The 24,560-nt window shown below is 64.3% G+C and carries 20 protein-coding genes; 9 read left to right on the forward strand and 11 right to left on the reverse strand.

What is annotated here, in order from left to right; all coding sequences use genetic code 11:
* Positions 1-990: MFS transporter (locus QCE49_RS33100; RefSeq protein WP_309806848.1), on the reverse strand; the 990-nt coding region annotated here is incomplete at its 3' end.
* 59 nt (positions 991-1,049) lie between these two features.
* The gene (locus QCE49_RS33105; protein WP_008346832.1) at positions 1,050-2,189 is read right to left on the reverse strand and encodes an iron-containing alcohol dehydrogenase; all 1,140 of its coding nucleotides are present in this window, start codon (positions 2,187-2,189) and stop codon (positions 1,050-1,052) included.
* Between the two features lie 178 nt (positions 2,190-2,367).
* Between QCE49_RS33105 and QCE49_RS33110 the strand changes: the two genes are divergently transcribed.
* From QCE49_RS33110 to QCE49_RS33135, 6 genes are all read left to right on the forward strand, one after another.
* Positions 2,368-3,306: a LysR family transcriptional regulator gene (locus tag QCE49_RS33110; RefSeq protein ID WP_175981547.1), complete on the forward strand. Its 939-nt coding sequence runs from the start codon at positions 2,368-2,370 to the stop codon at positions 3,304-3,306.
* Positions 3,307-3,544: 238 nt separating this feature from the next.
* Positions 3,545-4,585, forward strand: coding sequence for a TRAP transporter substrate-binding protein (locus tag QCE49_RS33115; protein WP_250456883.1), 1,041 nt, complete (start codon positions 3,545-3,547; stop codon positions 4,583-4,585).
* Between the two features lie 32 nt (positions 4,586-4,617).
* A complete protein-coding gene (locus tag QCE49_RS33120; RefSeq protein ID WP_250456882.1) occupies positions 4,618-6,513 on the forward strand; it encodes a TRAP transporter large permease subunit in 1,896 nt (631 codons plus the stop codon).
* Between the two features lie 19 nt (positions 6,514-6,532).
* Positions 6,533-7,594, forward strand: a complete 1,062-nt coding sequence (locus tag QCE49_RS33125; protein ID WP_175981541.1) for a LacI family DNA-binding transcriptional regulator — start codon at positions 6,533-6,535, stop codon at positions 7,592-7,594.
* Entirely contained in the window at positions 7,591-8,598 is a 1,008-nt protein-coding gene (locus QCE49_RS33130; protein WP_250456881.1) for a hydroxyacid dehydrogenase, read from the forward strand. Before QCE49_RS33125 ends, QCE49_RS33130 begins: the two co-directional genes overlap by 4 nt.
* The gene (locus tag QCE49_RS33135; RefSeq protein ID WP_250441499.1) at positions 8,595-9,398 is read left to right on the forward strand and encodes an amidohydrolase; all 804 of its coding nucleotides are present in this window, start codon (positions 8,595-8,597) and stop codon (positions 9,396-9,398) included. The genes QCE49_RS33130 and QCE49_RS33135 overlap by 4 nt, the downstream gene beginning before the upstream one ends.
* 6 nt (positions 9,399-9,404) lie before the next feature.
* On the opposite strand, the gene QCE49_RS33140 is transcribed toward QCE49_RS33135, so the two are convergent.
* Entirely contained in the window at positions 9,405-10,394 is a 990-nt protein-coding gene (locus QCE49_RS33140; protein WP_250456880.1) for a D-2-hydroxyacid dehydrogenase family protein, read from the reverse strand.
* 5 nt (positions 10,395-10,399) lie between these two features.
* The gene (locus QCE49_RS33145) at positions 10,400-11,788 is read right to left on the reverse strand and encodes an MFS transporter (protein ID WP_008346849.1); all 1,389 of its coding nucleotides are present in this window, start codon (positions 11,786-11,788) and stop codon (positions 10,400-10,402) included.
* Between the two features lie 225 nt (positions 11,789-12,013).
* Here QCE49_RS33145 and QCE49_RS33150 point away from each other — a divergent pair, with 225 nt between their 5' ends.
* A complete protein-coding gene (locus tag QCE49_RS33150) occupies positions 12,014-12,766 on the forward strand; it encodes an alpha/beta fold hydrolase (protein WP_250456879.1) in 753 nt (250 codons plus the stop codon).
* 14 nt (positions 12,767-12,780) lie between these two features.
* Here QCE49_RS33150 and QCE49_RS33155 read toward each other — a convergent pair whose 3' ends face one another.
* The 6 genes from QCE49_RS33155 to QCE49_RS33180 are packed head-to-tail and all read right to left on the reverse strand — an operon-like array spanning position 12,781 to position 20,882.
* Entirely contained in the window at positions 12,781-13,716 is a 936-nt protein-coding gene (locus tag QCE49_RS33155; protein ID WP_250437346.1) for a hydroxymethylglutaryl-CoA lyase, read from the reverse strand.
* Positions 13,717-13,729: 13 nt separating this feature from the next.
* Positions 13,730-15,091 carry an MFS transporter gene (locus QCE49_RS33160; protein WP_008346855.1) on the reverse strand — a complete coding sequence of 454 codons (1,362 nt, stop codon included), beginning with the start codon at positions 15,089-15,091 and terminating at the stop codon, positions 13,730-13,732.
* Positions 15,092-15,123: 32 nt separating this feature from the next.
* Complete coding sequence (locus QCE49_RS33165; RefSeq protein WP_250456878.1) at positions 15,124-15,936, reverse strand: enoyl-CoA hydratase-related protein; 813 nt, start codon at positions 15,934-15,936, stop codon at positions 15,124-15,126.
* Entirely contained in the window at positions 15,933-17,102 is a 1,170-nt protein-coding gene (locus QCE49_RS33170; protein ID WP_175981532.1) for a CaiB/BaiF CoA-transferase family protein, read from the reverse strand. Before QCE49_RS33170 ends, QCE49_RS33165 begins: the two co-directional genes overlap by 4 nt.
* Positions 17,099-18,832 carry a hydantoinase B/oxoprolinase family protein gene (locus QCE49_RS33175; protein ID WP_175981530.1) on the reverse strand — a complete coding sequence of 578 codons (1,734 nt, stop codon included), beginning with the start codon at positions 18,830-18,832 and terminating at the stop codon, positions 17,099-17,101. Before QCE49_RS33175 ends, QCE49_RS33170 begins: the two co-directional genes overlap by 4 nt.
* A 4-nt stretch (positions 18,833-18,836) precedes the next feature.
* Entirely contained in the window at positions 18,837-20,882 is a 2,046-nt protein-coding gene (locus tag QCE49_RS33180) for a hydantoinase/oxoprolinase family protein (RefSeq protein ID WP_008346862.1), read from the reverse strand.
* A 185-nt stretch (positions 20,883-21,067) separates the two neighbouring features.
* Between QCE49_RS33180 and QCE49_RS33185 the strand changes: the two genes are divergently transcribed.
* Complete coding sequence (locus QCE49_RS33185; RefSeq protein WP_250456877.1) at positions 21,068-22,021, forward strand: LysR family transcriptional regulator; 954 nt, start codon at positions 21,068-21,070, stop codon at positions 22,019-22,021.
* 14 nt (positions 22,022-22,035) lie between these two features.
* Here QCE49_RS33185 and QCE49_RS33190 read toward each other — a convergent pair whose 3' ends face one another.
* Positions 22,036-23,016 carry an AraC family transcriptional regulator gene (locus QCE49_RS33190; protein ID WP_008346866.1) on the reverse strand — a complete coding sequence of 327 codons (981 nt, stop codon included), beginning with the start codon at positions 23,014-23,016 and terminating at the stop codon, positions 22,036-22,038.
* Positions 23,017-23,141: 125 nt separating this feature from the next.
* On the opposite strand from QCE49_RS33190, the gene QCE49_RS33195 reads away from it, so the two are divergent.
* Positions 23,142-24,518 (forward strand): NAD-dependent succinate-semialdehyde dehydrogenase, encoded by a 1,377-nt coding sequence (locus QCE49_RS33195; protein ID WP_008346868.1) that lies wholly within the window; start codon positions 23,142-23,144, stop codon positions 24,516-24,518.
* Positions 24,519-24,560 lie beyond the last annotated feature (42 nt).

A 24,560-nucleotide genomic window follows, 5' to 3' on the forward strand; every position in this document is an offset into this window, starting at 1 on the left:
GGCGAGCGTGGTGGACGGCGTCAGCGCCGCCGGAACGGTGAACGCCGCCGCGCCCACGAGACCGATGCAGATCGGCCACTTGCGGCTCGTGATCGCCTGCAGGCCTCTGCGGTACAGGCGGTCTGCCGTGAAGCCGCTGCTCAGCATGCCGAGCGTGCCGAAGACATAGGGAATCGAGACGACCCAGCCCGCCTTCGCGATGCTCAGGCCGCGTTCGTGTTCGAGATACGCCGGCAGCCATGTGAGGTAGAGCCACACGGTATAGATGACGCCCATGAAGCCGAAGAAGATGCCCCACGTCGTCTTCTGCCGGAACAGGCTGCGCCATTGCGCGCCGCTGAGCGGCTTGCTGTTTTCGTCTTCCTGCGAGTCCTGGTTCAGATAGGCGGTCTCCTCCGCCGCGAGCTTCACTTCGTCGCGATTGCGATAGGCGACATACCAGCCGATCGCCACGATGACGCCGAACACGCCCGTCGCGAAGAACATGTTGCGCCAGCCGAGCGCGAGCATCATGGCGGTGAGGATCGGCGGCGCGATAGCCGGGCCCACGGTCGTCGACGCGACGAAGATGCCGGTCGGTGTGCCGCGGTCGCGCACCGCGAACCACTCGCCGATGACCTTCGCGCCGGCCGGAAACTGCGGCGCCTCGCCGATGCCGAGACACACGCGCGCCAGGAAGAACTGCTGGATATTGCCGACGAGCCCGCAGCAGGCCTGCGCGACCGACCACAGGATCATGCCCCAGCCCAGCATCACGCGCGCGCCGAAACGGTCGAGCATCGCGCCGACCGGTAGTTGCGCGAACGCATAGGCGAGCGAGAAGGCCGACAGCAGCAGGCCCATCTGCGACGCGCTCAGGCCCATCTCGCCGCGAATCACGCTATTCGCAATGGAGAGCGCGCTGCGATCCAGATAGTTGATGCTGCCGGCGAGGGTCAGAAAGAAGATCGAAATGCGCTGGATCCGTACGATCCGTTTGCTCTTGTTCATGCGGTGTCTCCGTCCGTGTCATGCGCGGACGCCTCGTTGGCCGGGCGTCCGTCTCTTCGTCAATACGACGCTTCCAGCAAGCCGAGATAATCCGCTTCCGATGCTTCGCGCGGATTGGTCTTGTGACTGTGATCCTTGAGCGCGCCCGACACGATGCGCGGAAACATCTCGCGCGTGACGCCCAGCGCCCGAAGGCCGGTCGGCAAGCCGAGGCGTGCCGTCATGTCGCGCAGTGCCGACGAAATCTCCGTGTCCTGACGCAACTGCATGGCGCTCGCCATGCGCTCCATCTTTTCTTCGTCGCGCATGGACGGAGCGCTTCGGTTGAACTCCACGACCGCCGGCAGAAAGATGGCGTTGAGCGTGCCGTGATGCAGTCGCGGGTCGATTCCGCCGAGCGAATGGCTCAGGCTATGGACGCAGCCCAGTCCCTTCTGGAAAGCGAGTGCGCCTTCCATCGAAGCCATCATCATGTTTTCCCGCGCGGTTTGGTCGGTCGGCTCTTTCGTGGCCCGTTCGATATGCGCCCAGGCGCGGCGCAACCCGTCCAGCGCGATGCCGTCGGCAGGCGGATTGCGCATCGGCGACATGAAGGTTTCCAGACAGTGCGCGATCGCATCCATGCCGGTGGCGGCGGTGAGTTGCGGCGGCAGGCCGACCGTCAGGCCGGGATCGCAGATCGCGACCTTCGGCACGACATGCGGCGAGATCACGCCCACCTTGCGGCCGTCGTCCAGGATCAGGATGGCGCCGCGTCCGACTTCGCTGCCGGTGCCCGCCGTGGTCGGCACCGCGATCACCGGCGCGGTTTTCGCGGTGATCCGGCTCGCGCCGCCCTCGATGACGGCGAAGCTCTGGAGCGGGCCTTCGTGCGTCGCGCAGACGGCCACGCCCTTTGCAAGATCGATCGACGAGCCGCCGCCCACTGCGATGATGCCGTCGCATTCCGCTTGCCTGTACAGCGCGACCGCTTCGCGCACCGCGGCTTCGTTGGGATTCGGCGGGGTGGCGTCGTAGATCATTTCGCCGTCGGCGCGCTCCAGCACCTTCAGCACGGTGTCGAGAATGCCCGCGGCACGAATGCCCCGGTCCGTGACGATCAGCGGCCGCCGGATCGAAAGGCGTTCGCATTCGCTCTTCAGCAGGTTCACCGCGCCGAAGTCGAACTGGATCTGCGTAACGTAGTTGATGAGAGACATGATGATGACCTTCCGTTATAGTTTCCGATACTCGACGCGCTGTCGGTTTGCGCTGCCCATCTTCCGGAAATGATCGAGGCGCGCTGTTTTCATGCGTTCTTTCGGCGAAGTATAGAGAGCGGCGCATCGGAGCAAAATTGAGAAGTTCTCATGCTGATATAACTCTCTCTCAAGTCTCATGACACCCAACGTGAATTCGATCGCCTCGCGCCTCCACGTCAGGCAACTCAGGTTGCTTGTTGCGCTGGGCGATCATGGTTCGCTTCTGAAAGCGGCCAATCAAGTCGGCTTGACGCAACCGGGCGCGAGCAAGGCGCTTCAGGAAATCGAAACCACCTTTGGAACAGCGCTGTTCACGCGCACGCGGCGCGGGCTCGAAGCGAATGACGCGGGCCATTGCGCGATCCGGTATGCGCGGCTGATCTACACCGATCTGTCGCACATGCGGGAAGAGATCGCGGGCATCCTGCGGGGACATGGCGGACGTGTCGCGGTCGGCGTCATCATGGGCGCCGTGCCTTTGCTGACCCGGGCCGTGTCCGCGCTGATCGCGCGGCAGCCTGAAATGTCTGTCGAGATCATCGAGGACGCCAGCGAGACGCTGTTGAGTCTCATCGATGCGGGACGGCTGGACCTGGCTATCTGCCGGACCTCGGTCAGCCAGCATCCGGAGATGTACGAGAGCATCAAGCTGCAGGATGAAACGCTCGCGGTCGTGGCGAACGTGCAGCATCCGTTACGCAAGGCGAAGAAAGTGATGCTCAAGGATCTGGCCGCGTACCGTTGGGTGGTCTATCGCGCGAACATGCCCATGCGCGTGCTGCTGGAGCGCGAATTTCAGCAAGCCGCGATTCGTTTTCCGTCGAGCCTGCTGGAGACGACGTCGGCCTTCGCGACGCTGAGCCTGCTTCAGGACAATCCTTCGTTCGTGGCGCTGGTGTCCATTGACGTGGCTCAGTTCTTCGTCAGGCACGAAGCCACGCGCATTTTGCCGCTGTCGTTCACCTCGCGCAGCGAGCCGTATGAGCTCGTGACCACGCGAGGCGCGCCGCTGTCGCCCGGGGCGCGGCTGTTGCGAAACGAACTGGTGGCGGAGAAGGAGGTGTTGGGGGGTTAGAAGCGCTGCCGCGAAAGGATGCGGTGGAGTGCGGTTGCCGCGGCGGTTCGAGTTTCAGCGCTTTCTCCCTCTTCGAACCCACCTCGGCGCGTGATTGCCCGCGGGTATACGCCCATATGACCCACCCACGCTTCCCTTTACTGTATCGATACACTAAATCGATACAGTCGCGCCACGCCTGTCGTGTCGGGCTGCCTATTTCCGCCCGCGCCCAGAGCGGCATCCAGGAGACAACACCATGCAATTCGGTTCAGGCATTTCCCGCCGACGGTTCCTTCAGACGGCCTCGGCGGCAACGCTCGCGGCGGCGGGCGCGGGCTTTCCCGCGATCGTGCGCGCGCAGCCCGCGGCCACGTTGCGGCTGTCGTCATCGATGCCGCCGAACGAAAACGCCGCCCACTACGTCTGGTATCAGAACCTCGCCGCGAACCTGAACGCGAGCGTCGGCGATCAGATTCGCATCGACTATTTCCCGAACAACCAGCTCGGCAAGGAAAGCGACGTCGTCCAGCAGGTGAAAGTCGGCGCGGTCGACATGATGGTGACGGGCTCGTCGATCTGGGCAACCGCGCTTCCCGAGCTCGGCATGCTCGATCTCGGCTATGTGTTCGACAACTTCGATCACGTCGGCCGCGCGATGGACGGCACCGTCGGCAAATCGTTCGATACGCTGCTGCAACAGCGCGCGGGTTGCTCGGTGCTCACGTGGGGCTATTCCTTCGGCGCGCGCAACGTGTTCACCAAGAAGCCCACGCAGTCGCTCGCCGATATCAAAGGCGTGAAGCTGCGCGTGCTGCCCACACCCGCCTTCATGGAAACCTTCAAGCTGATGGGCGCGGTGCCCACGCCGATTCCCATCGGCGAGCTGTATATGGCCGCGCAGACCGGTGTCGTCGATGGCTTCGAACACGATTGCGCAACGGTCCTCGCAAGCAAGTACGACGAAGTCGTGAAGTCGTGCTGGCAGACGCAGCACGTGTTCAGCCCGCTCGTCGTCGTGACGGGCCGCCGCGCGCTCGCGAAGATTCCGGAAAACCTGCGTCCCGCGTTTCAGAAAGCGGCGCAGGACGCGACCGCGAAGCAGCGCGCCGCCGCCATTCAGACCGCCGCCGCCGCCGAGCAGGAACTGAAGAAGAAAGGCATGACCTTCTACCCGATGTCGAAGGCCGATCGCGACACCGCACGCGCTGAAATGCAGTCGCAGCTGTATGCGAGTTTCGCGAAGCAGTATCCGGCGACCGCGCCGCTGTTCACCGCCATCGCCGCCGCGCGCGCTTGAGCGCAGCCAACGACGCCAAAGAGGCCGACACCATGACCACCTTCTCCGCGACGCCCGGACCCGAGGCGCAACTCGCCGCGCCCGGCTTCGGCCATGAGACCGTGCTCGCGCGCGGCCTCGCGCGCCTCATGCACTGGATCGAATACTTCTGCGCGGCCGTGCTCGCGGCCGATGTGATCGTGGTGTTCCTTTCGGTGATCTACCGCTATTTCTTGCACGATCCGTTCGACTGGGCCGAGGAAGTCGCCGGCGCGCTGATGATCGTGCTCGTGTTCTTCGGCGCGGCCACCGTGCTCGGACGCAGCCAGCACGTCGGCGTCGACCTGTTTCGCGGCATGTTGCCGAGGCGCTGGCAACCCGCGCTCGTGCACGTCGGACATTGGGTGATCGCGGGCGTCGCGGGCAATCTGTGCGTGTCGTCGTGTCTGCTGCTCGTCGATTCCTACGGCCAGATGACGCCGAGCGGCCTGCCCGCGTGGATCAACGTCTATCCGCTCGTGATCGGCAGCGTCTTCATGACGGTCTTCGCGCTCGCCAACGCGCTGAACGGCGCGCGCAAGACCGTGCTCGGCACCCTCGCCGGCTGCGTGCTGCTCGCGGCAGCCGTGTTCGCGTGGAACGCATTCGTGCCCGCCCACGCGCTCAAGCCCGGCTTTCTGCTGATGGCCGGTTTCATCGGCGGACTCGTGCTCGGCGTGCCGATCGGCTTCGTGCTCGCGTTCTCGGCCCTGCTCTACTTCCTCGCCGAACCGACCCTGCCGATGCTCGTCTACTCGCAGCAAGTGATGGCCGGCACCGACCACTTCGTGCTGCTCGCGATTCCGTTCTTCGTGCTGGCGGGCTTGCTGATGGAAACCAACGGCATGTCGTCGCGCCTGATCGAATTGCTGCTGCGCATCTTCGGGCGCGTGCGCGGCGGACTCGGCCTCATCACGATCATGGCGACGGCGTTCTTCTCGGGCGTATCCGGCTCCAAGCTCGCGGATATCGCGGCGGTCGGCGGCGTCGTCATGCCTGCCGTGCGCCAGAGCAAGGAAGATCCGAACGAAGCGGCGGCGCTTCTCGCGTGCAGCGCCGTGATGGCGGAGACCATTCCCCCATGCGTGAACATGATCATCATGGGCTTTGTCGCCAACATTTCGATCGCGGGGCTGTTTCTCGCGGGCGTCGTTCCGGCGGCGGTGTTGGCGGTGGCGCTCGCGATCGTCGCGGTGATCTGCGGCCGGCGCATCAATCTCGCCGATGCGCTCACGAACCCGCGCAAGTGGCTGCCGCTCGCCGGCGGCGCGCTGGTCGCGCTCGTCATGATCACGATGATCGGCAAAGGCGTGACCTCGGGCATCGCGACATCGACGGAAGTGTCGGCTTTCGCCGTCGTGTATGCGTTGATCGTCGGCTGGATCGCGTTTCGCGAGCTCACGCCGAAGTCGGTGGCGCGCGTGTTCGTGCGCTCCGCGTCGATGGCGAGCAGCATTCTGTTCATCGTGGCGGCGGCTTCGAGCGTGTCTTTCGCGCTGACCATCGAGCAGATTCCCGCGCTCGTGTCCGATTCGATGATCGCCTTCGCGCATCAATACGGCCCGACGATGTTCCTGCTGCTGTCCGTGCTCATCATGATCGTGTTCGGCGCGGTGCTGGAAGGCGCGCCCGCGCTCATCATCTTCGGGCCGCTGCTCACGCCGATCGCGACGCAGCTCGGCATCAACCCGCTGCACTTCGGCACGGTGATCGTCGTCGCAATGGGCCTCGGTCTCTTCTCGCCGCCGGTCGGGCTCGGGCTCTTCGCGACCTGCGCCATCACCGGCACGGAAATGAAAGCCGTCGCGCGTCCTATGCTCAAATATCTGCTGGTGCTGTTCATCGCACTGGTTGCGCTGATTCTGGTGCCGTCGTTTTCGTTGTGGTTGCCGACCCGGCTCGGCCTGTAGCCGGCAGATGTCAAACCTTATGAGCACCATTCAGGATGTCGCCCGCGAGGCCGGTGTGTCCGTAAGCACGGTATCCAACGTGCTGAACGGCCGCACCGACCAGATGCGCCAGGAAACGCTCGCACGCGTGCAGGCCGCGATGAACGCGCTGCAATACCGTCCGAGCACGCTTGCGCGTCAGTTGAAGACAGGGCAGACGCCGATCATCGGACTGCTGGTGCCATCGATCGCCAATCCGATGTACGGCTATATCGCGCGCGAAGTGGAAACGTATGCGCAGGAGCGCTACGGCTATCGCGTGATGATCGGCAACACGTATCGCGATCCGGCGAAGGAAGCGTCGTTCTTCGAAGACTTGCTCTCGCAAGGCGTGCGGCGCGTGATCGTCATCTCGTCGCTCGCGAACGAGCGGCATCTGGAAACCGCCGTCGAGCGCGGCATGGTCGTCGTGAGCTACGACCGGCGCGCGACCGAAGGCGAAGCGACGCGCGTCGAGCACGTCACGCCCGACAACTTCGAAGCGGCGCGCATCGCGACGCGGCATCTCATCGAACATGGCCATACGCGGCTCGCCTTCGCCACGCTGACCGGCGTGACGATGAGCCGGCGCGACAAGATCAACGGCTTTCTTTCCGCCGCAAACGATGCAGGTCTCGCGCAGACGGCGCGCGTGCTCGATAGCGGCCCGGTGAACGAATACGGCGATTCGATGATCGCCGAAAACGGCCGCGCGCTCGCGCGTCTGCTCGCGCAGGACGATGCGCGCCCGACCGGCATCGTCGCCGTCAACGATCTGATGGCGCTCGGCCTGATGGCGGGTTTGCGCGAGTGCGGCTTGCGCGTGCCGGAAGACGTGTCGATCGTCGGCATGGACGGACATTTTCTGGCGGCGATCTCGAATCCCGCGCTCACGACCGTGCAGCTTCCCGTGCCCGCCATGGCCGCCGCGATGGTCGAGCGCGCGATGCGTCCACACGACGAACCCATGCCGGCATCGGAGCAGGCGCTGTTCACGGATATCACGCTGGTGGAGCGCGAGTCGGTCGCCGCGCCCGCGAAACGAATCAGGACGAGGACATGAACAAGGTATTCGTGAGTCATCCCCGGCACATGCTGGATCATTACTTCGGCGCACGCGCTTCGGCTGCGCTCGCGGCGTTCGCGGACGTCGCGTACAACACTGAAGATCGCGAGCTGACGACCGCCGAACTCGCCGATGCCGCGCACGATGCCGATGTCATCATCGCGTACCGGCAAACGCCCGCGCCGCGCGCCTTGTTCGAGGCGCTGCCGAAGCTCGCCGCGTTCGTGCGCTGCGCGGTGGATATTCGCACCGTCGATGTCGATGCCGCCAGCGAGCTCGGCGTGCTCGTCACGCAGGCGAGCGCGGGCTTCGTGCCGTCCGTGTCGGAGTGGGTGATCGGCGCCATGCTCGATCTCGCGCGCGGCACGACCGCGTATGCGGAGGCTTATCATCGCCACGAAGCGCCCGCGCCGATGATGGGCCGCGAGTTGCGCGGCAGCACGTTCGGTGTGATCGGCTATGGACAGATTTCGCGCTATCTTTGCGATCTGGCGCTGGCATTCGGCATGCGCGTCGTCGTGTCCGATCCTTACGCGACGATCGACGATACGCGGCTTCATCAAACCGGCTTCGATGACTTGCTCGCGCAGTCGGACTTCGTCGTGTGCCTCGCGCCGGCCAATGCGCAGACGGCGAATCTGATGAACGCGCGCGCCTTCGCCGCGATGAAGCGCGGCGCGTACTTCATCAACGCCGCGCGCGGTGAACTCGTCGATGATGACGCGCTGCTCGATGCGCTCGAGCGCGGCCATCTCGCGGGATGCGCGCTCGATGTCGGACGCGCGGCCGATCAGATGCCCGCGCCGGTGCTCGCGGCGCATCCGCGCGTGATCGCGGCGCCGCATGTCGGCGGGCTGACGCCGGGCGCGATCGAGCATCAATCGATGGAAACGGTCGCACAAACGCAAGCGCTGTTCGAAGGCCGCGTGCCCGCGGGCGCGGTGAACGCGGCGCAAGCGTTCCGTCTCGCCGGTTTCGATGTGCAGGAGCACGCGCGATGAAACTCGAAGGCGCTTGCGACTGCCACATTCACGTCTACGAAGCAGGCTATCCGCTCGCCAAGACCGCGACGTTCGCGCCGCCGCCCGCGCCCGCATCGGCGTATCGGGACGTGCAGCGCACGCTGGGCTTTTCGCGCGCGATCGTCGTGCAGCCGACCGGGTATGGCTTCGACAATCGCTGCACGCTCGCGGCCATCGCGCAACTGGGCGACGGCGCGCGCGGCATCGCGGTGGTCCCGCCGGATATCGGCGATGACGAACTGCAGCGTCTGCACGATGCGGGCATTCGCGGCGTGCGCTTCATGATGCTGCCGGGCGGCGTGCTGCCGTGGGACGCACTCGCGGACATCTCGGCGCGCATTGCACCGCTCGGCTGGAACATCAACCTTCAGCTCGACGGCCACACGCTGCCGCAGCACGAAGCGATGCTCGCGCGTTTGCCGTCGAATCTCGTCATCGATCATCTCGGCAAGTTCCTTGCGCCGGTCACATCGCAAAGCGATGGATTCGCGTCGCTGTGCCGCCTGCTCGACGGGCCGCGTTGCTGGATCAAGCTGTCCGCGCCGTATGAAAGCTCGCGCACCGGCGCGCCCGATTTCGACGACGTGTCCTGGCTCGTGCGCGCGATATCGGCGCGTTTTCCCGAGCGCGGCGTGTGGGCGTCGAACTGGCCGCATCCGAACGTCAAGCCCGTTCCGGACGACGCGCGCATGTTCGACTGGACGATGCGGCTCGTGGAAAGCGACGCGGTTCGCCGCAAGATACTCGTCGATAATCCCGCTGAGTTGTATCGGTTCTAGCGACCGCTATGCGACCCCGCTGACGTAACTGATCTCGCGTTTCTCGGACGTCAGCACGCGAATGGGCGTGCCCGCGATCCATGCGCGAATGTTTTCGACAGACTCGCCGTAGTAGATGCGATAAGAGTCATCGGTGACATAACCGATGTGCGATGTCGCGATCACGTTATCCATCGATCGGAACGGATGATCGGCGGGCAACGGCTCCTGATCGAAAACATCGAGCGCGGCGGCCGCGATTCGTTTTGCGGTCAACGCATCGATCAGCGCGCGTTCGTTGACGATCGGTCCGCGTGCCGTGTTCACGAGCAGCGCGTGCGATTGCATCGTCGCGAGCTCCTTCTCGCCGATGAGATCGCGCGTGCGCTCCGATAGCCGCACATGAATCGAAACGATATCGCTCGATGCGAGCAATTCTTCCTTCGACACGTAGCGCGCGCCGAATTTCGCGGCGGACTCCTGCGTCATGTTCTGACTCCATGCGTTGGCGTGCATCCCGAAAGCCTGCGCGACTCGCGCGGTCGCGCCGCCGGTATAGCCGAGTCCTATCAGTCCGATGGTCTTGCCGTGCAGATCGCCGCCCACCGACACCTGCCAGCCTCCCCTTCTGAACGATGCCACTTCGCTCGGGATGTGCCGCGTCGCGGCGAGGATGAGCGCCCATGCAAGCTCGGCGGCGGCCGTCGGCGACGATGCGGTTCCGCATACGGCAATGCCGAGTTCATCGGCGGCTTCGATATCGATGGCTGCATTCCACGGCCCCGTGCTTGCCAGCAATTTCAGATTCGGCAATCGCGAAAGCACGCTGCGCGTGAACCATGTGCGCTCGCGCATCACGCAAAGAATGTCGTAGGGTCGAAGACGTTCGACCAGTTCGTTCTCGTCGCGGATAGGGTCCGTGAAAACGGTAATGTCCGCGTGTTCGCGCAAGCTGTTCCACTCGCCGAAGCGAAGCGCGGTGTTCTGGAAGTCATCGAGAATGGCGATGTTATGCATAGGGTTCACTCTGTTCCTGCCGTCAGCGCGGCGCGCGCCTGCGTTTCGGTATGACGTTTGAAGCCGAGCAGCATCACGAGAATGCCCGCGACGAGTATCGCCGTCATCACGTAGAGGCCGCTGACGAGCGTTCCCGTCGCGGTCTTCAGCCATCCGATGACGAAGGGACTGCAAAAGCCGCTCAACAAGCCGATGCAATTGACGAACGCGATGCTCGTCGCCGCCGCCGGCGATCCGTTCAGATAATCCGCTGCGAGCGACCAGATCAGCACGTTGGTCGCGAAGATGCCGACGCAGGCCACCGTCAGCAACGCAACGGTCAACGCGGGCGAGTTGGTCGGATGCGAAACCATCAACAACGCGGCAGCGCCGATGAAACCCGAGATCGCCGCATGCCAACGGCGTTCGAGCATGCGATCCGAGCTTCGGCTTATCGTGACCATCCCGATCGCGCCCATTCCGTACGGTATGACGGAAAGCCATCCGAGCAGCGAAAGATTCGTAATGCCCGAGTCTTTCATGACGGTCGGAAGCCAGAACGTCACTGAATACGTGCCGCAAACGAAGGCAAAATCGATGAACGCGAGCATATAGACTTTCGGATCCGCGAGCGCCTCGGCGAGCTTCGCGTGACCGTGTTGCCCGGCCCTTCGCTTTCGTTCCATCTCGACATCGAAACCTTGGCGAAGCACGCCCTTCTCCGCTTCGGTGAGCCATTTCGCTTTGTCGATGTTGTCGTCCAGCAGCATCAGCGTGACGAGACCGAGCACGACCGCCGGCAACGCCTCGACGATATAAAGCCATTGCCATCCGGCGAGATGCGCGACGTTCGCGAGACTCGTCATCGCCCAACCGGAGACCGGACCGCCGACAAGACCCGCGACCGGAAATCCGACCATGAAGCACGCGATGATGACACCGCGCCGTCTCTCCGGAAACCACGAGCTCAGATAGAAGATGACGCCGGGAAAGAAGCCCGCTTCGAACACGCCGAGCAGCAGACGCACGATATAAAACTGCGTGACGTTCGTGACGAACGCGGAGCATGCCCCGACGATGCCCCAGCAGATCATGATGCGCGCGATGGTCTTCTTCGCGCCCATGCGCCGGAGCAGCATCGCGCTCGGCACTTCGAGCAGACAGTACGAGAGAAAGAAGATGCCTGCGCCGAGGCCGTACACGCTGTCGCTGAAACCGAGCGCGTCCTGCATCTGCAACTTCGCAAAGCCGACATTGATGCGATCCAGAAACGCGACGACGTAGCACACGAAAAGCAAGGGCACGATGCGTAGCGTGACGCGCCAGTAGAGCGCTCGCTCATGCGCGAGTGCGGTGGAAGGAACTTGCGAAGAATCGGCTGACGCCGGATCGGATTCCACAACGGACGGGTTCACTCGCGCTCTCCATGATTGACGGCGTGGGCCACGATTCGAGCAATGGAGCCAGTCTAAGAAACATCGATAGACGCGGATAGTGAAAAGATCAGATCAGGTGAGACGCGCGGGTTATATCGGTGATAACCAGTAAGCAGCGGCGATAGTTGCATGCGTAACCGGTTGCGTGGCCGCGCTATCTCTGAGACGATTTGTGCATTCGTGCACATCGATCAGGAGACCGACTTGAAGAGCAGTCCACGGAACGACACGCAGTTCAACTTCGTCCTGATTCACGGCGCATGGCATGGCGGCTGGGTCTGGCGCTTCGTCGCGGATGAACTGATCGCGCGTGGTCATCGCGTCGTCGCGCCGACCATGACCGGACTCGGCGAGCGCCATCATCTGATTGAGTCGGTCACGTCGCTCGATGTGAACATCGAGGATATCGTCAACGTCATCGAGGCGGAGGAATTGAACGGCGTCGTGCTGGTCGGCCATAGTTATGGCGGACTCGTCGCGTCGGGCGTCGCCGATCGCATCGCGCACACGCTGCGCACCATCGTCTTCCTCGACAGCCTGCTCGCGCAAAGCGGCCAGTCCGCGTTCGATGTGCTGCCCGCAAGCGTCGTCGATGAGCGCATGGCATCGGTCGGCGCAAGCGGCCAGGCAATCGCGATGCCCGTCAACGGACTGAAAGGCACCGGCATTCCGGATGATCATCCGCTTGCCGAGTGGGTTTACCGGCGGCTCACGCCCCATCCGCTCGCGACCTACACGACGCCGCTTCAACTCCAATCGCCGCTCGGCAATGGCCTGCCCTGCACTTACGTGCACTGCGCGAATCCTTCATACGACACGCTCGCGCCGGTGCGCGAGCATGTCAAATCGCAATGCCCGGATTGGGGCTGGGAGCGCATCGACACCGGCCATGACGCGATGGTGCTCGCGCCCGGCCTGCTCGCCGATCTGCTGGAACGGCTCGCGGCGGCATCCTGAGCCGCTGACTGAAGTTACGCGGCGACGGCCTCGCGAGCGACGAAGGTCGCGGGTAGTCCCGCGCGGGCGATCGCGCCCGTGAACGGCTCGCCCGGCAACCATGCGGCGATCGTCTCGCGTATCGCCAGCAGCTTGTTTATGTCGATGCCCGTGCGCAAGCCCTGCGCTTCGAGCATGAACACCGTGTCCTCGGTATTGATGTTGCCCGTCGCGTTGGGCGCGAACGGACAGCCGCCGAGCCCGCCGAGCGATGCATCGAAAGCACGCACGCCTGCATCGAGCGCAGCCATGACATTGGCGAGGCCCAGCCCGCGCGTATCGTGGAAGTGACAGGCGACGGGCACCGCTCCCGCAAGCGACATGACCTGCCGCATCAGCGCGCGCACTTGCGCGGGATTCGCATAGCCGACCGTATCGGCGATGGTGATCTCCTGCGCGCCCGCATCGATGAGCGTCTCGACGAGTCCGAGCACCGTGCGTTCATCGACCTTGCCCGCGATCGTGCAGCCGAACGCGGTCGCCACGCCCGCGCCGAGCACGACATCGCGATTCAGTTCGTCACGCGCCGCCGCGATGCGCTCGAAGTCCGCGACCGATTCCGCGGTGCTGCGCCGCACGTTCTTCAGGTTGTGCTCGTTGCTCGCGGAGAGCACGTAATGCACCTTGTTCAGCCCCACATCGAATGCACGTTGCGCGCCTTTCAGATTCGGCACCAGTGCCGCTGCATGAAGACCGTCGATGGCAAGCGCGCCTGCCGCGACCTCGACCGCATCCGCGAATTGCGGCACGACTTTCGGCGGCACGAACGACGTCACTTCGATATCGACCACGCCCGCATCGACCATGCGCGCGCACCATTCGAGCTTTTGCCCGCTCGTGAGGATCGTTCGCACCATCTGCAAGCCATCGCGCAAGCCCACTTCGCGAATCTGCACGTCTCTTTCTTTCATGTCTGCTCCGGTTTCAGATGGTCGCGTCCGCGACGGCATCGCTGCCTTCATCCGTATGTCCTGCGCCGCTTGCGACCGCCGATGTCGACGGCGCAAGCACCACGGCTGCAATTGCGCCGAGCACCATCAGAAGCGCGATCGCGCCGAGTCCGCCCGCCATGCTGTTCGTCATCGTCTTGATCGAGCCGATGATCATCGGGCTCACGAAGCCGCCGAGCAGGCCGACGCAGTTGATCACCGCGACGCCGCCCGCCGCGCCGCTGCCGCGAATGTAATCGGTCGAGATCGCCCAGATCAGCGGATTCGGCGCGAGGATGCCGGCGGTGGCCACCGACAACGCCGCGAGCGACAGCGCAAGGTTGCCCGTCGTGAACGCCGCGACGACGAGACCGGCCGCGCCGAACACCATCGCGATCGCGCAGTGCCAGCGCCGCTCCATCGTGCGATCCGAATGACGGTTCAGCGCGATGAGCGCGATCCAGCTCACGAAGTACGGGATCGCCGAATAGCAGCCGATCTGCAACGCGCCCGACACGCCCGCGCTCTTGATGAGCGTCGGCAGCCAGAAGCCTATCGCGAATACGCCGGCGATCTGCGTGAACCACACGAAGCCCATCACGTAGACGCGAAAGTCCTTCAGCGCGCGGCCGAACGTATGCTCCGCGTGCTTCGTCGAGACGCTCGAACTCTTGCGGATGTCGTCGAGCACGATCGCCTTTTCGTTCTCGGTGAGCCACTTCGCCTGCTGCGGGCCGTCATCGAGAAAGAAGAACGCGATCACGCCGAGCACGCTCGCGGGCAAGCCTTGCACGATGAACATCCACTGCCAGCCGTGCAGGCCGCCATAGCCGTCGAAGTAAGTCATCAGCGCGCCCGACAGCGGCCCGCCGAACAGGCCCGCGATGCCCGTCGCGCAAGTGAAGATGGCGATGACCTTCGCGCGCCGCTCGACCGGATACCAGCGCGTGAGATAGAAGATCACGCCGGGATAAAGCCCCGCTTCCGCGAGCCCGAGAAAGAAGCGCACGGTATAGAGATGCGATGGCAGCGTGACGAACGCCGTGCCCGCCGCGATCAAGCCCCACAGAATCATGATGCGCGAGAACGTGCGCTTCACGCCGATACGCGCGAGCAGCAGATTGCTCGGCACTTCCATCAGCACGTAGCCGAGAAAGAAGATGCCCGCGCCGATGCTGTAAGTGAGATCGCTGAAGCCCACGTCGTGCTTCATGTCGAGTTGCGCGATGCCGATGTTGATGCGATCGAGAAACGCAAACACATAGCACAGGAACAAAAAGGGGATGAGCCTGCGCGTGATCTTGCCGTAGGTCGCTTCGGCCTTGGGCCTGTCGAAGCTGCCGATGTCGGGTGTCATGTCTGTCTCCTCCGGTGAGTCCGGGTTTTGATCTAGCGGCCTTTGAATCGCGGCGCGCGCTTCTCGTTGTAAGCGCTGATGCCTTCGAGACGATCCTCCGTCGGAATCAGCCGGTTATACGCTTCGATTTCCAGATAGAGCCCGGTGCGCAGATCGCCCTGCATGCCGAGGTCGATCGCCTTCTTCGCCTGCGCGACCGAAAGCGGCGCGCTCGTGCAGATGTCGCGCGCGGCGTCGATGGCGTCGGCAAGCACGCGCCCCGGCTCGCACAGCCGGTTGACGACGCCCCACGCGAGCGCTTCCTGCGCCGTGAACTTGCCGCCGCGCAGAATCAGCTCTTTCGCGCGCCGCACGCCGATCGCGCGCGGCAGTTGCTGCGTGCCGCCGCCGCCCGGCATGATGCCTCGCTTCACTTCGGTAAAGCCGAACGTCGCGTGGCTGACGGCATAAGCGAAGTCGCACGCGAGCAGCAGTTCGAGTCCGCCCGCGACCGCCGCGCCGTTGGCCGCGCAGAGGACCGGCACCGGGCAATACGTGAGCGCGCGGTTCATGCGCTCGAACAGATAGTGCTGCACGCCGAACTGCTCGTCGGTCATGCCTTCGCGCTGCTTGAGGTCCGCGCCGCCGCAGAACGCGCGTTCGCCCGCGCCCGTCAGGATCACGCAGCGATACAGCGCGGGGTTCGCTTCGAGCGCACCGAATACGCGGATGATCTCGTCGCCCATCGTCGTGCTGATCGCGTTCGAGACTTCCGGACGGTTCAGCTTGACGATGAGAATCTGTTCGTCGATTTCTTCGAGCGTCAGCGTGTCGAGCGCGCCGACCAGTTGCGATGCAAGTTTCACGATGTCTCCAGTGTTTTCTTCGCCAGCAGATGATTGTGTTCGCCGAGTTTCGGCGTGACGCCGGTGCGCGCAGGCCGCACGCCGCCGAATGAAATCGGCACGCCGACGACCGTCGCCGCGCCGTCGTCGGTGATGCGCAGCAGATCGAGCGCCTTGGTCTGCTCGTGTTCGACGACCTGATCGACGGTCTGAATCGGTCCGCACGGAATGCCCGCCGTATCGAGCGCTTCCAGCCAGTGCGCGGTGCCCCGCTTGCGGAACTCGATATGCAGCAAGTCGATCAGCGCGACGCGATTGGTCACGCGCGCGCCGTTGGTGACGAAGCGCGCGTCGTCGGCGAGCGCGGCGATATCGAGCACGTCGCACAAGCGGCGGAACAGGCGGTCGTTGCCCGCGGCGACCATGATGGTGCCGTCCGCGCATTCGAAGGCCTGATGCGGCACGATCGCGGCCGTCCCCGATCCCCAGCGTCCCGGCAACACGCCCGACGCGAGATAGTCGGCGATCTGGATGCCCGCCCAACTGATCGCCGTCTCGTACAGCGACACGGACACGATCTCGCCCGCGCCCGTCGTCTGGCGCCGGAAGAGCGCGGCGAGCACGCCGATCGCGGCCCAGAGTCCGGTGCCCATGTCGTTCACCGAAACCGGAATGCGCGACAGCGGCTCGCCCGGCTGACCGAGAAAGCTCATCAGGCCCGAAAGCGCCTGCACGAGCGGATCGTAGCCGGGCTTGTCGCGCAGCGGCCCGGCCGTGCCGAACGCGCCGAGATTGCAATAGACGAGCGACGGCTTCATGCGCAGCATCGCCTCGCCGCCGAGACCGTATTTCTCCGTGCCGCCCGCCTTCAGGTTTTGCAGCACGACATCGGCGCGTTGCGAGATCAGCTCGCGCAACGCCTGTGCTTCGTCCGGATTCGACAGCGACATCGCGATGCTTTTTTTGCCGTGATTCACCGCATGAAACAACGCGGCCGCGCCATCGACGAAAGGCGGGCCCCAATCGCGCGCGTAGTCGCCGTGTTCCGCGCTTTCGATCTTGATGACGTCCGCGCCGAGCGACCCGAGGATCATGCCCGCATACGGCGCGGCGAGACTGTGGCCGATCTCGATCACGCACACGCCCGCGAGCGGCAAAGGCTGGTTCATGGCTTCGCTCGCGCTCATTCGGCGGTGACTTCGAGCGGTGCGTCGATGGTTTCGCGCGTGCGGCCGTAGACTTGCGCGGCGGCATCGGCGCTGATGTAGCCATCGGCGACATCGGCATCGACGCGCTTCTCATCGCGTTCGCGCGGATCGCCATAGCCGCCGCTCCCCGCGGGCTGCACGGTCACGCGATCGCCGCGATACACGACCGTCTGTCCGCCCTTCGCCGCGACCTCCTGCGTGCTGCCGTCCGCGCGTTCGACGACGCACAGAAAGCGCGTGCCGGCCTGCCCGCCGAAGTGACCTTCGGGCGCGGAACGTCCGCGTTCGCCGGACACGGTGAAGGTGGCTTCGTCGTATTCCACGCGATACACGCGCCGCGATGTCAGCCCGCCGCGCTGGCGGCCCGCGCCGCCGCTGTCGGTGACGAGCGACCATTCCTCGACCATCAGCGGCGAAGTCGCTTCGATCATTTCGATCGACTGACTGCCCGCGTTGCCCACGTAGACGCGCACGCCGCTCACGCCGTCCTTCTGCGCGCGCGCGCCCATGCCGCCCGCGTGAACGTCGTGCATGGTGACGAACTCCTGACCGGTTCGGGCGATGCGCGCGGCATCGGTATCGCGTCCGCTGAAAATGCCCGCGCACGACGCGCAGTTGCTTTGTCCGGTGATGCGCTCCGGCACCGCGGGCGCAAGCGCCTTGAGCAGCAGATCGATCACGCGCGGCGAGGTCTCCGTGTTGCCCGACACCACCGACGCCGGATAGCGGCAGTTCAGCACGCTGCCCTCGGGCGCGATGATCGTCACCGGCCGATAGCAACCCTGGTTGGTCGGAATGCCCGGATCGGTCAGCGCTTTCACGGTGAACCAGGTGCTGTTGCACGTCACCGAAAGCGGACAGTTGATGCCGCCGCGCGCCTGCGGCCCGGTGCCGGTGTAATCGAACGTGATGTGATCGCCCGTCTTCGTGATCTTCACCTTGAGCAGCGGCCGCTCCTGTTTCCAGCCCGGCGCCTCGATCGGATCGAGATACTCCTGCGCTTCGTACACGCCGTCCGGAATGCGTGCGATCTCCGCGCGAATGAGCTTCTCCGAGTGATCGAGACTCTGGCTCATCACGTCGCGCAATGCATCGGCGCCATACTTCGCCACCAGTTCGCCGATGCGCCGGTCGCCGACGAACGTGCCCGCGTATTGCGCCTGAATGTCGAGCAGCAGTTCGTGCGCGTTGCGGCTGTTTCGCGTGAGCAGGTTGAGCATGTCCTGCACCGGCTCGTCGTTACGATACAGAAACACCGGCGGAATGCGGATGCCTTCGGCGAACACGTCCCACGTCGTGACGGTATAGCTGCCCGGCGACTGTCCGCCGATGTCGGTCCAGTGGCCGCGCGTCATCACGAAGGCGACGATCCTGCCGCCCGCGAAAACGGGCCGCGTGAACTGCACGTCCGGCTGATGATTGCCGCCGCCCACATAGGCGTCGTTGCTGACGATGACGTCGCCGGGACGCAGGTTCTCGCGCCCGACCGCTTCCACCGACACGCGCGTCGAGATGACGGCCGAGCCGAGCATCGTCGGGATGTCGTTGCCTTGCGCGACGAGCTGCATGTCGGCGTCGAAAATGGCCGCCGACGAATCGCCGCTCGCGTGCATGAGCGGGCTGCCGGCGGTGCGCATCATCGCGATCTTCATTTCACGGGCGATCGCGAAGAGACTGCTGCGGATGATTTCGTAAGTAACGATGTCCATGAATTCAGGCTGCCAGTTCGATGACGAGATTGAGATCGGGATCGACGCGCGCGACATGCGACGCCTTCAGCACCGCGCAACTGCTGTGTTCTTCGATGACCGCCGGCCCTTCGATCGTCGCGCCGACCGGAATCTGCGTGCGCGCGAACACCGGCAGCGTGCGCGCGTGGCCATCGAAATACACTTCGCGGGTGCGAACCGGCTGCGGCAGCGCGCCACCATCGGCGCTCGCGACCGAGCCGCGCCAGCCGGTCGTCGTCACGAGTTGCAGACGCACGTTGGCGACCACGACCGGCTTGTCCTTGCTGATGAAGTTCCATTGCCGCAGATGCGCGTCCTCGAAGGCTTGCGCGAGCGCCGCGCGGATGCCCACTGCGTCCGCCTGCACTTCGACCGTGATGACATCGGGCTGGCCGGCGTAGCGGCAATCGGCGAGACGCACGACCTTCACGCCCTGCGCTTCGACGCCGTGACGCTGAAGCTCTTCCATGCCAAGCGCTGCCAGTTCATCGAGCGCGGCGTTCAGAGTCGCGTCGTCGATCATCGCGAGATCGCTTTCCAGCGGACGCTGATAGTCGTATTGCTGATCCGCGACCGTCATGCCGAACGCGCTGAAAAGACCCGGCAGCGGAGGAATCACCACGCGCCGGATACCCATTTCGTGGGCGAGATCGACCGCGTGCACCGGCCCCGCGCCGCCGTAGCAGATGTACGAGAACTCGCGCGGGTCGTAGCCGCGCTCGACTGTCATGATGCGGATGGCCTGCGCCATCAACGCGTTCGCGACCGAGCGCACGACCTGCGCGGCTTCGGGCACGGAGACGCCGAGCGGCTGCGCGATGACTTCATCGACGACGCGCCATGCCGCCTGCGCATCGAGCTTGAATTCGCCGCCGAGGAAGCTGTCGGGATCGATATAGCCGAGAACCAGATTGCAGTCCGTGACGGTCGGGCGCGTGCCACCGCGCCCGTAGCACGCCGGTCCGGGATCGGCGCCCGCGCTCTCCGGTCCGATGCGCACGCCGCCGCCCGCGTCGATCCACACGATCGAGCCGCCGCCCGCGCCGACCGAATCGATGTCGATGCTGGGCGAGCGCACGGTGTACGTGTGCAGCAGGCTCTTGTTGCGCAGTTCGGGGCGCGAGTCGCGGATCAGCGAAACATCGAAGGTCGTGCCGCCCATGTCGCCGAGAATCGCGTTCTTCAGCTCGCTCTTCTCGCAGTTGCGGATCGCCGCCGAGACGCCGCCCGCCGGTCCGGATTCGAGCAGCACGATCGGCTTGTCGGCGACCATGGCCGGACTCGCGAGCCCGCCGTTCGACTGCATGAAAAGGAACTTGCCCGCGAAGCCATGCTGCGCCAGCGCGCTGATGAGCCGGCCGATGTAGCGCCCGCAGACCGGACCGAGCATCGCGTTGATGACCGTCGAGCTCGCGCGCTCGTATTCCATCGATTCGGGATTCACTTCGTGCGATGCACACACGAAGCGCTCCGGCAGCAGACGGCGCAGCGTTTCGACGGCTTCGCGTTCGTGCCGCGGATTGACGTGCGCGTGCAGAAAGCACACGGCGACGGCTTCGATATCCGACGCGCGAATCTCTTCGGCGAGCGCTTCGAGCTGCGCGTGATCGAGCGGCGTTTCGATGCTGCCGTCATGGCGCAGGCGCTCGTTCACTTCGAGCCGCCAGCGGCGCTCGACGAGCGGACGCGGATTCTCGAACAGCAGATCGTAAAGATCGGCGCGGTCGTGACGCGACACGCGCCTTAGTTCGAGGATGTCGCGAAAGCCGCGCGTGGTGACGAGCGCGGTCTTCGCGCCGGTGCCCTCGACGACCATGTTGGTCGCCATCGTCGTGCCGTGGCCGATGAACGATACGTCGGCGCTGTCGGTGCCCGAGAGTTCGAGAATCTTGCGAAAGCCTTCAATCGTGCCGATGACGCGATCCTTCGGCGTCGTCGGCACCTTGGTCGACCAGATGCGCCCTGCTTCGTCGTCCACCATCACGACATCGGTGAAGGTGCCGCCGACATCGAGTCCGATTCTTTTCAATTTGCCTCTCTCCTGTGTATGCGTGATTTCTGCTGCGCTTGCCGAGGCCGCGTGAGTTCCGGCATGATCGAGCCGCGCCGTCGAGCGCCCGGCTGTGACGAACATCGACCGAGCCAGTTTAAAGAGGCATCGGCGCGGCCAGATAATGAAACGTTCCGATCAGGTGAGACGTTGGAGTTATATCGGTGATAACCAGTATCGATGCGATATTGAGGCGGCTGCGCGGCAATCACGTCGCGCTTTTGATCGCGCTCGACGACCATGGCTCGCTGCGCAAGGCGGCGCAACAGGTGTCGCTCTCGCAGCCCGCGACGACCAAGTCGCTGCGCGAAATCGAGGCGATGTTCGGCACTGAACTGTTTGCCCGTTCGCCGCGCGGCATCGTGCCGAACGAACTCGGGCGCTGCGTGATTCGTCACGCGCGCGCGGTGCGTTCGGAGATCGGCGCGCTGCGCGACGAGCTTGCGGCCATCATGCGCGGCGGCGGAGGGATGCTTGCCATCGGCGCGGTGATGGGTTCGATGCCCGAGTGGCTCGCGCCCATCCTGCGTGCGCTGCGGCAAGTGCAGCCGGACGTGTCCGTCGAGGTCTGGGAGGACAACAGCGCGCGTTTGCTGTCGATGCTCGATCAGCGTCTGCTCGATCTCGTCATCGGGCGGCCGAGCATCAGCGTTCACCCTGAGGCTTACGATTTCATTCCGCTCGAAGTGGAGGAAGTGTGTCTCGTGGTCGATGGCGCCGATCCGCTCGCGAGCGTGCAGCGCCTGACGCTCGAAGCGCTTGCGGACAATCCGTGGATCGTGCCGCAAGCCGCCCTGCCGATGCGCTCGCTGCTCGAACAGCTTTTCGACGACGCGGAGGTTCCTTTTCCGCGATACGCGATCGAAACGTCATCGACGTTCGCGACGTTGTCGTTATTGCGCGCCAGCGCGGGGACCGTTGCGCTGATGCCACTGAAGGTCGCGCGATACTTTCAGGCGCACGGCATGATGGCGGTGCTGCCGATCCGTATCGAGCGACGTGGCGCGCCGTACGGGATCGCAACGCGTCGCGGCGCTACGCCGACGGCGCCGGTGCAGAGGTTCATCGAGTTATGCAAAGAGAAGCGCGACGAGCAGCTTCGACGCAATGAGCTTTAACGAGGAACGTCGGTTCAATGCGACGACACATAAGGCGACGGCCCCGCCTCCGGCACCGCGAAATGCCGCTTCATTCGTCGTAATTCTTCCGAAGGCGTGCCGCCGAAAAGCCGCTTGAATTCGCGGCTGAACTGCGATGCGCTCTCATAGCCGACTCGCGCGCTCGCCGCCGCAGCCGTCATGCCTTGCCGCGCCATCAATAGCCTCGCCTGATGCAGTCGCGTCGACTTGATGTACTGCAGCGGAGAAGTATTGGTGGCCGCCTTGAAGTGCATATGAAAGGACGGCACGCTCATGGCCGCTTCCCTTGCGAGCGTTTCGATCGTCAGCGCTTCGGCATAGCTCGAATGGATCTTGCGCAGCACCTTGGAAATGCGCCCGAAATGTCCATCGAGGTCGAGCGCGGCGCGCATCGAAGCGCCCTGCTCGCCGATAAACACGCGAAAGTAAATCTCGCGCACCAGCGTCGGCCCCAATAGCGCGGCTTCGAGCGGATCGCGCATTGCGTCGAGAAAGCGCAGCATGGTTTCGCCGAGCGCCAGATCGAGCCGCGTCGTGGCCATGCCGCCCGGCTCGCCGGGCACCACGCCATTGCGCTCGTCGATCTGCAGCAATACATCGGCGGCGAGCGTCGCATCGAGACGCACGTACACCGCGAGCAACGGTTCGTCGGCGGTGGCGTCGGTTTCCATCGAGAACGGCAGCGGCAACGCGACAGCCAGATAGTGCTGCGCATCGTAGACATACACCTTGCTGCCGAGATAGCCGCGCTTGCGGCCTTGCGCGATGACGACGATACCCGGCTCGTACAGCACCGGCGTGCGCGTGAGCGGACGGTTCGATCGCAACAGGCGAATGTCCGGCATCGGCGTCGCGTTATAGCCTTCGTTCGGCGCGAGTTCCAGCAGCCGGCTCACCATCGAAGCGTGCACGCGAGCGAGTGCGGCGGCTTCGGTTTCCATCGTCGGCAATTTGGGCGGGCGGTGCGTTTTCATGCGTCGAGTTCGATAAAGGCGTGTTCATAGAATCGGGCAAGCTTTGCAGACGATCACGCGTTCTCGTCGCGTTGCCATATGCCTAACATTCGATCATGCAAGTCAACTCACCTCGGAGAACAAGCATGATCGATGTACTCAATCCCGCCGACGGCACGCTCGTCGGGCAAGTCGAACATCATTCGGAAGCGCAGGTGCGCGCCGCCATCGACCGCACATGCGCGGCCTTTCCGGCGTGGTCGCGCACATTGGCACGCGAACGAAGCGCACTGCTGCGCGCATGGTTCGACCTCGTCAGCGCCGACAAGACCGCATTCGCCGAACTGATGTGCCGCGAGAACGGCAAGTGCATGTCGGAAGCCTTCGGCGAAATCGACTATGGCCTGGGCTTCGTCGAATGGTACGCGGAGGAAGCGAAACGCGTGTACGGCGATACCATCCCCACGCACGCGAAAGACGCAGCGGTGATCGTCACGAAAGAGCCTGTCGGGCCGGTTGCGTCGATCACGCCGTGGAACTTCCCGTTCATGATGATTACGCGCAAGGTCGCGACCGCGCTCGCGGCGGGTTGCACGATCCTCTTGAAGCCTGCCGAGGAAACGCCGCTGACCGCATACAAGCTGCTCGAATACGCGCGCCGCGCCGGCATTCCGGAAGGCGTGTTCGAAATGGTGACGGGCGACCCCGTTCAGATCGGCAAACTCATCACCGACGATCCGCGCATTCGCAAGATCTCGTTCACGGGTTCGACCGCGGTCGGCAAGCTGCTCGCCGCGCAGTGCGCCGGCACGCTGAAGAAAATGACGATGGAACTCGGCGGCAACGCGCCCTTCATCGTTTTCGACGATGCCGATCTCGACGAAGCCGCGAAAGCGCTCGTGTCCGCGAAGCTGCGCAACAGCGGACAGGTCTGCATTTCGCCGAACCGCGTGTATGTGCAGGCGAGCATCCACGATGCGTTCGTTCAGCGCGTCAAGGCGCTCGTCGAAGCGATCCCGGTCGATCAAGGGCTGCAGGACCGGTTCGTCGTCGGTCCGCTGATCAATCGTGCGGCCATCGACAAGGTCGGCAAGCTCGTCGACGATTCGCGCGAACGCGGCGCCAAGGCCGTGCTCGGCGGACATGCGCACGCGAAAGGCGGACTCTTCTATGCGCCCACGATTCTCGTCGATGTCGCGGACGATATGCCGATCGCATCGACCGAAATCTTCGGTCCCGTCTTTCCGATCTATCGCTTCTCGACCGAAGCAGAAGTCATCGCACGCAGCAACGACAGCGAATATGGACTCGTCGCCTATGCGTTCACGCGCGATCTGGGCCGCTCGTTCCGGCTGTCGCGCAACATCGAGGCGGGCATGGTGATTCTGAATTCCGGCTCGGTCGGCACGGCTTCGGTGCCGTTCGGCGGCGTGAAGCAATCCGGTTACGGACGCGAAGGCAGTCATCATGGAATCGAGGAATATGTGCATGTGAAATACACGCTGATGGCCGGTCTCGCCTGAACCACGCGAGGCGCGGCATCGCGATGCCGCGCTTCGTGTCAT

Origin of the sequence: Caballeronia sp. LZ008, from assembly GCF_031451435.1 — a bacterium.
In the GTDB taxonomy this organism is placed as follows: Bacteria; Pseudomonadota; Gammaproteobacteria; order Burkholderiales; family Burkholderiaceae; genus Caballeronia; species Caballeronia zhejiangensis.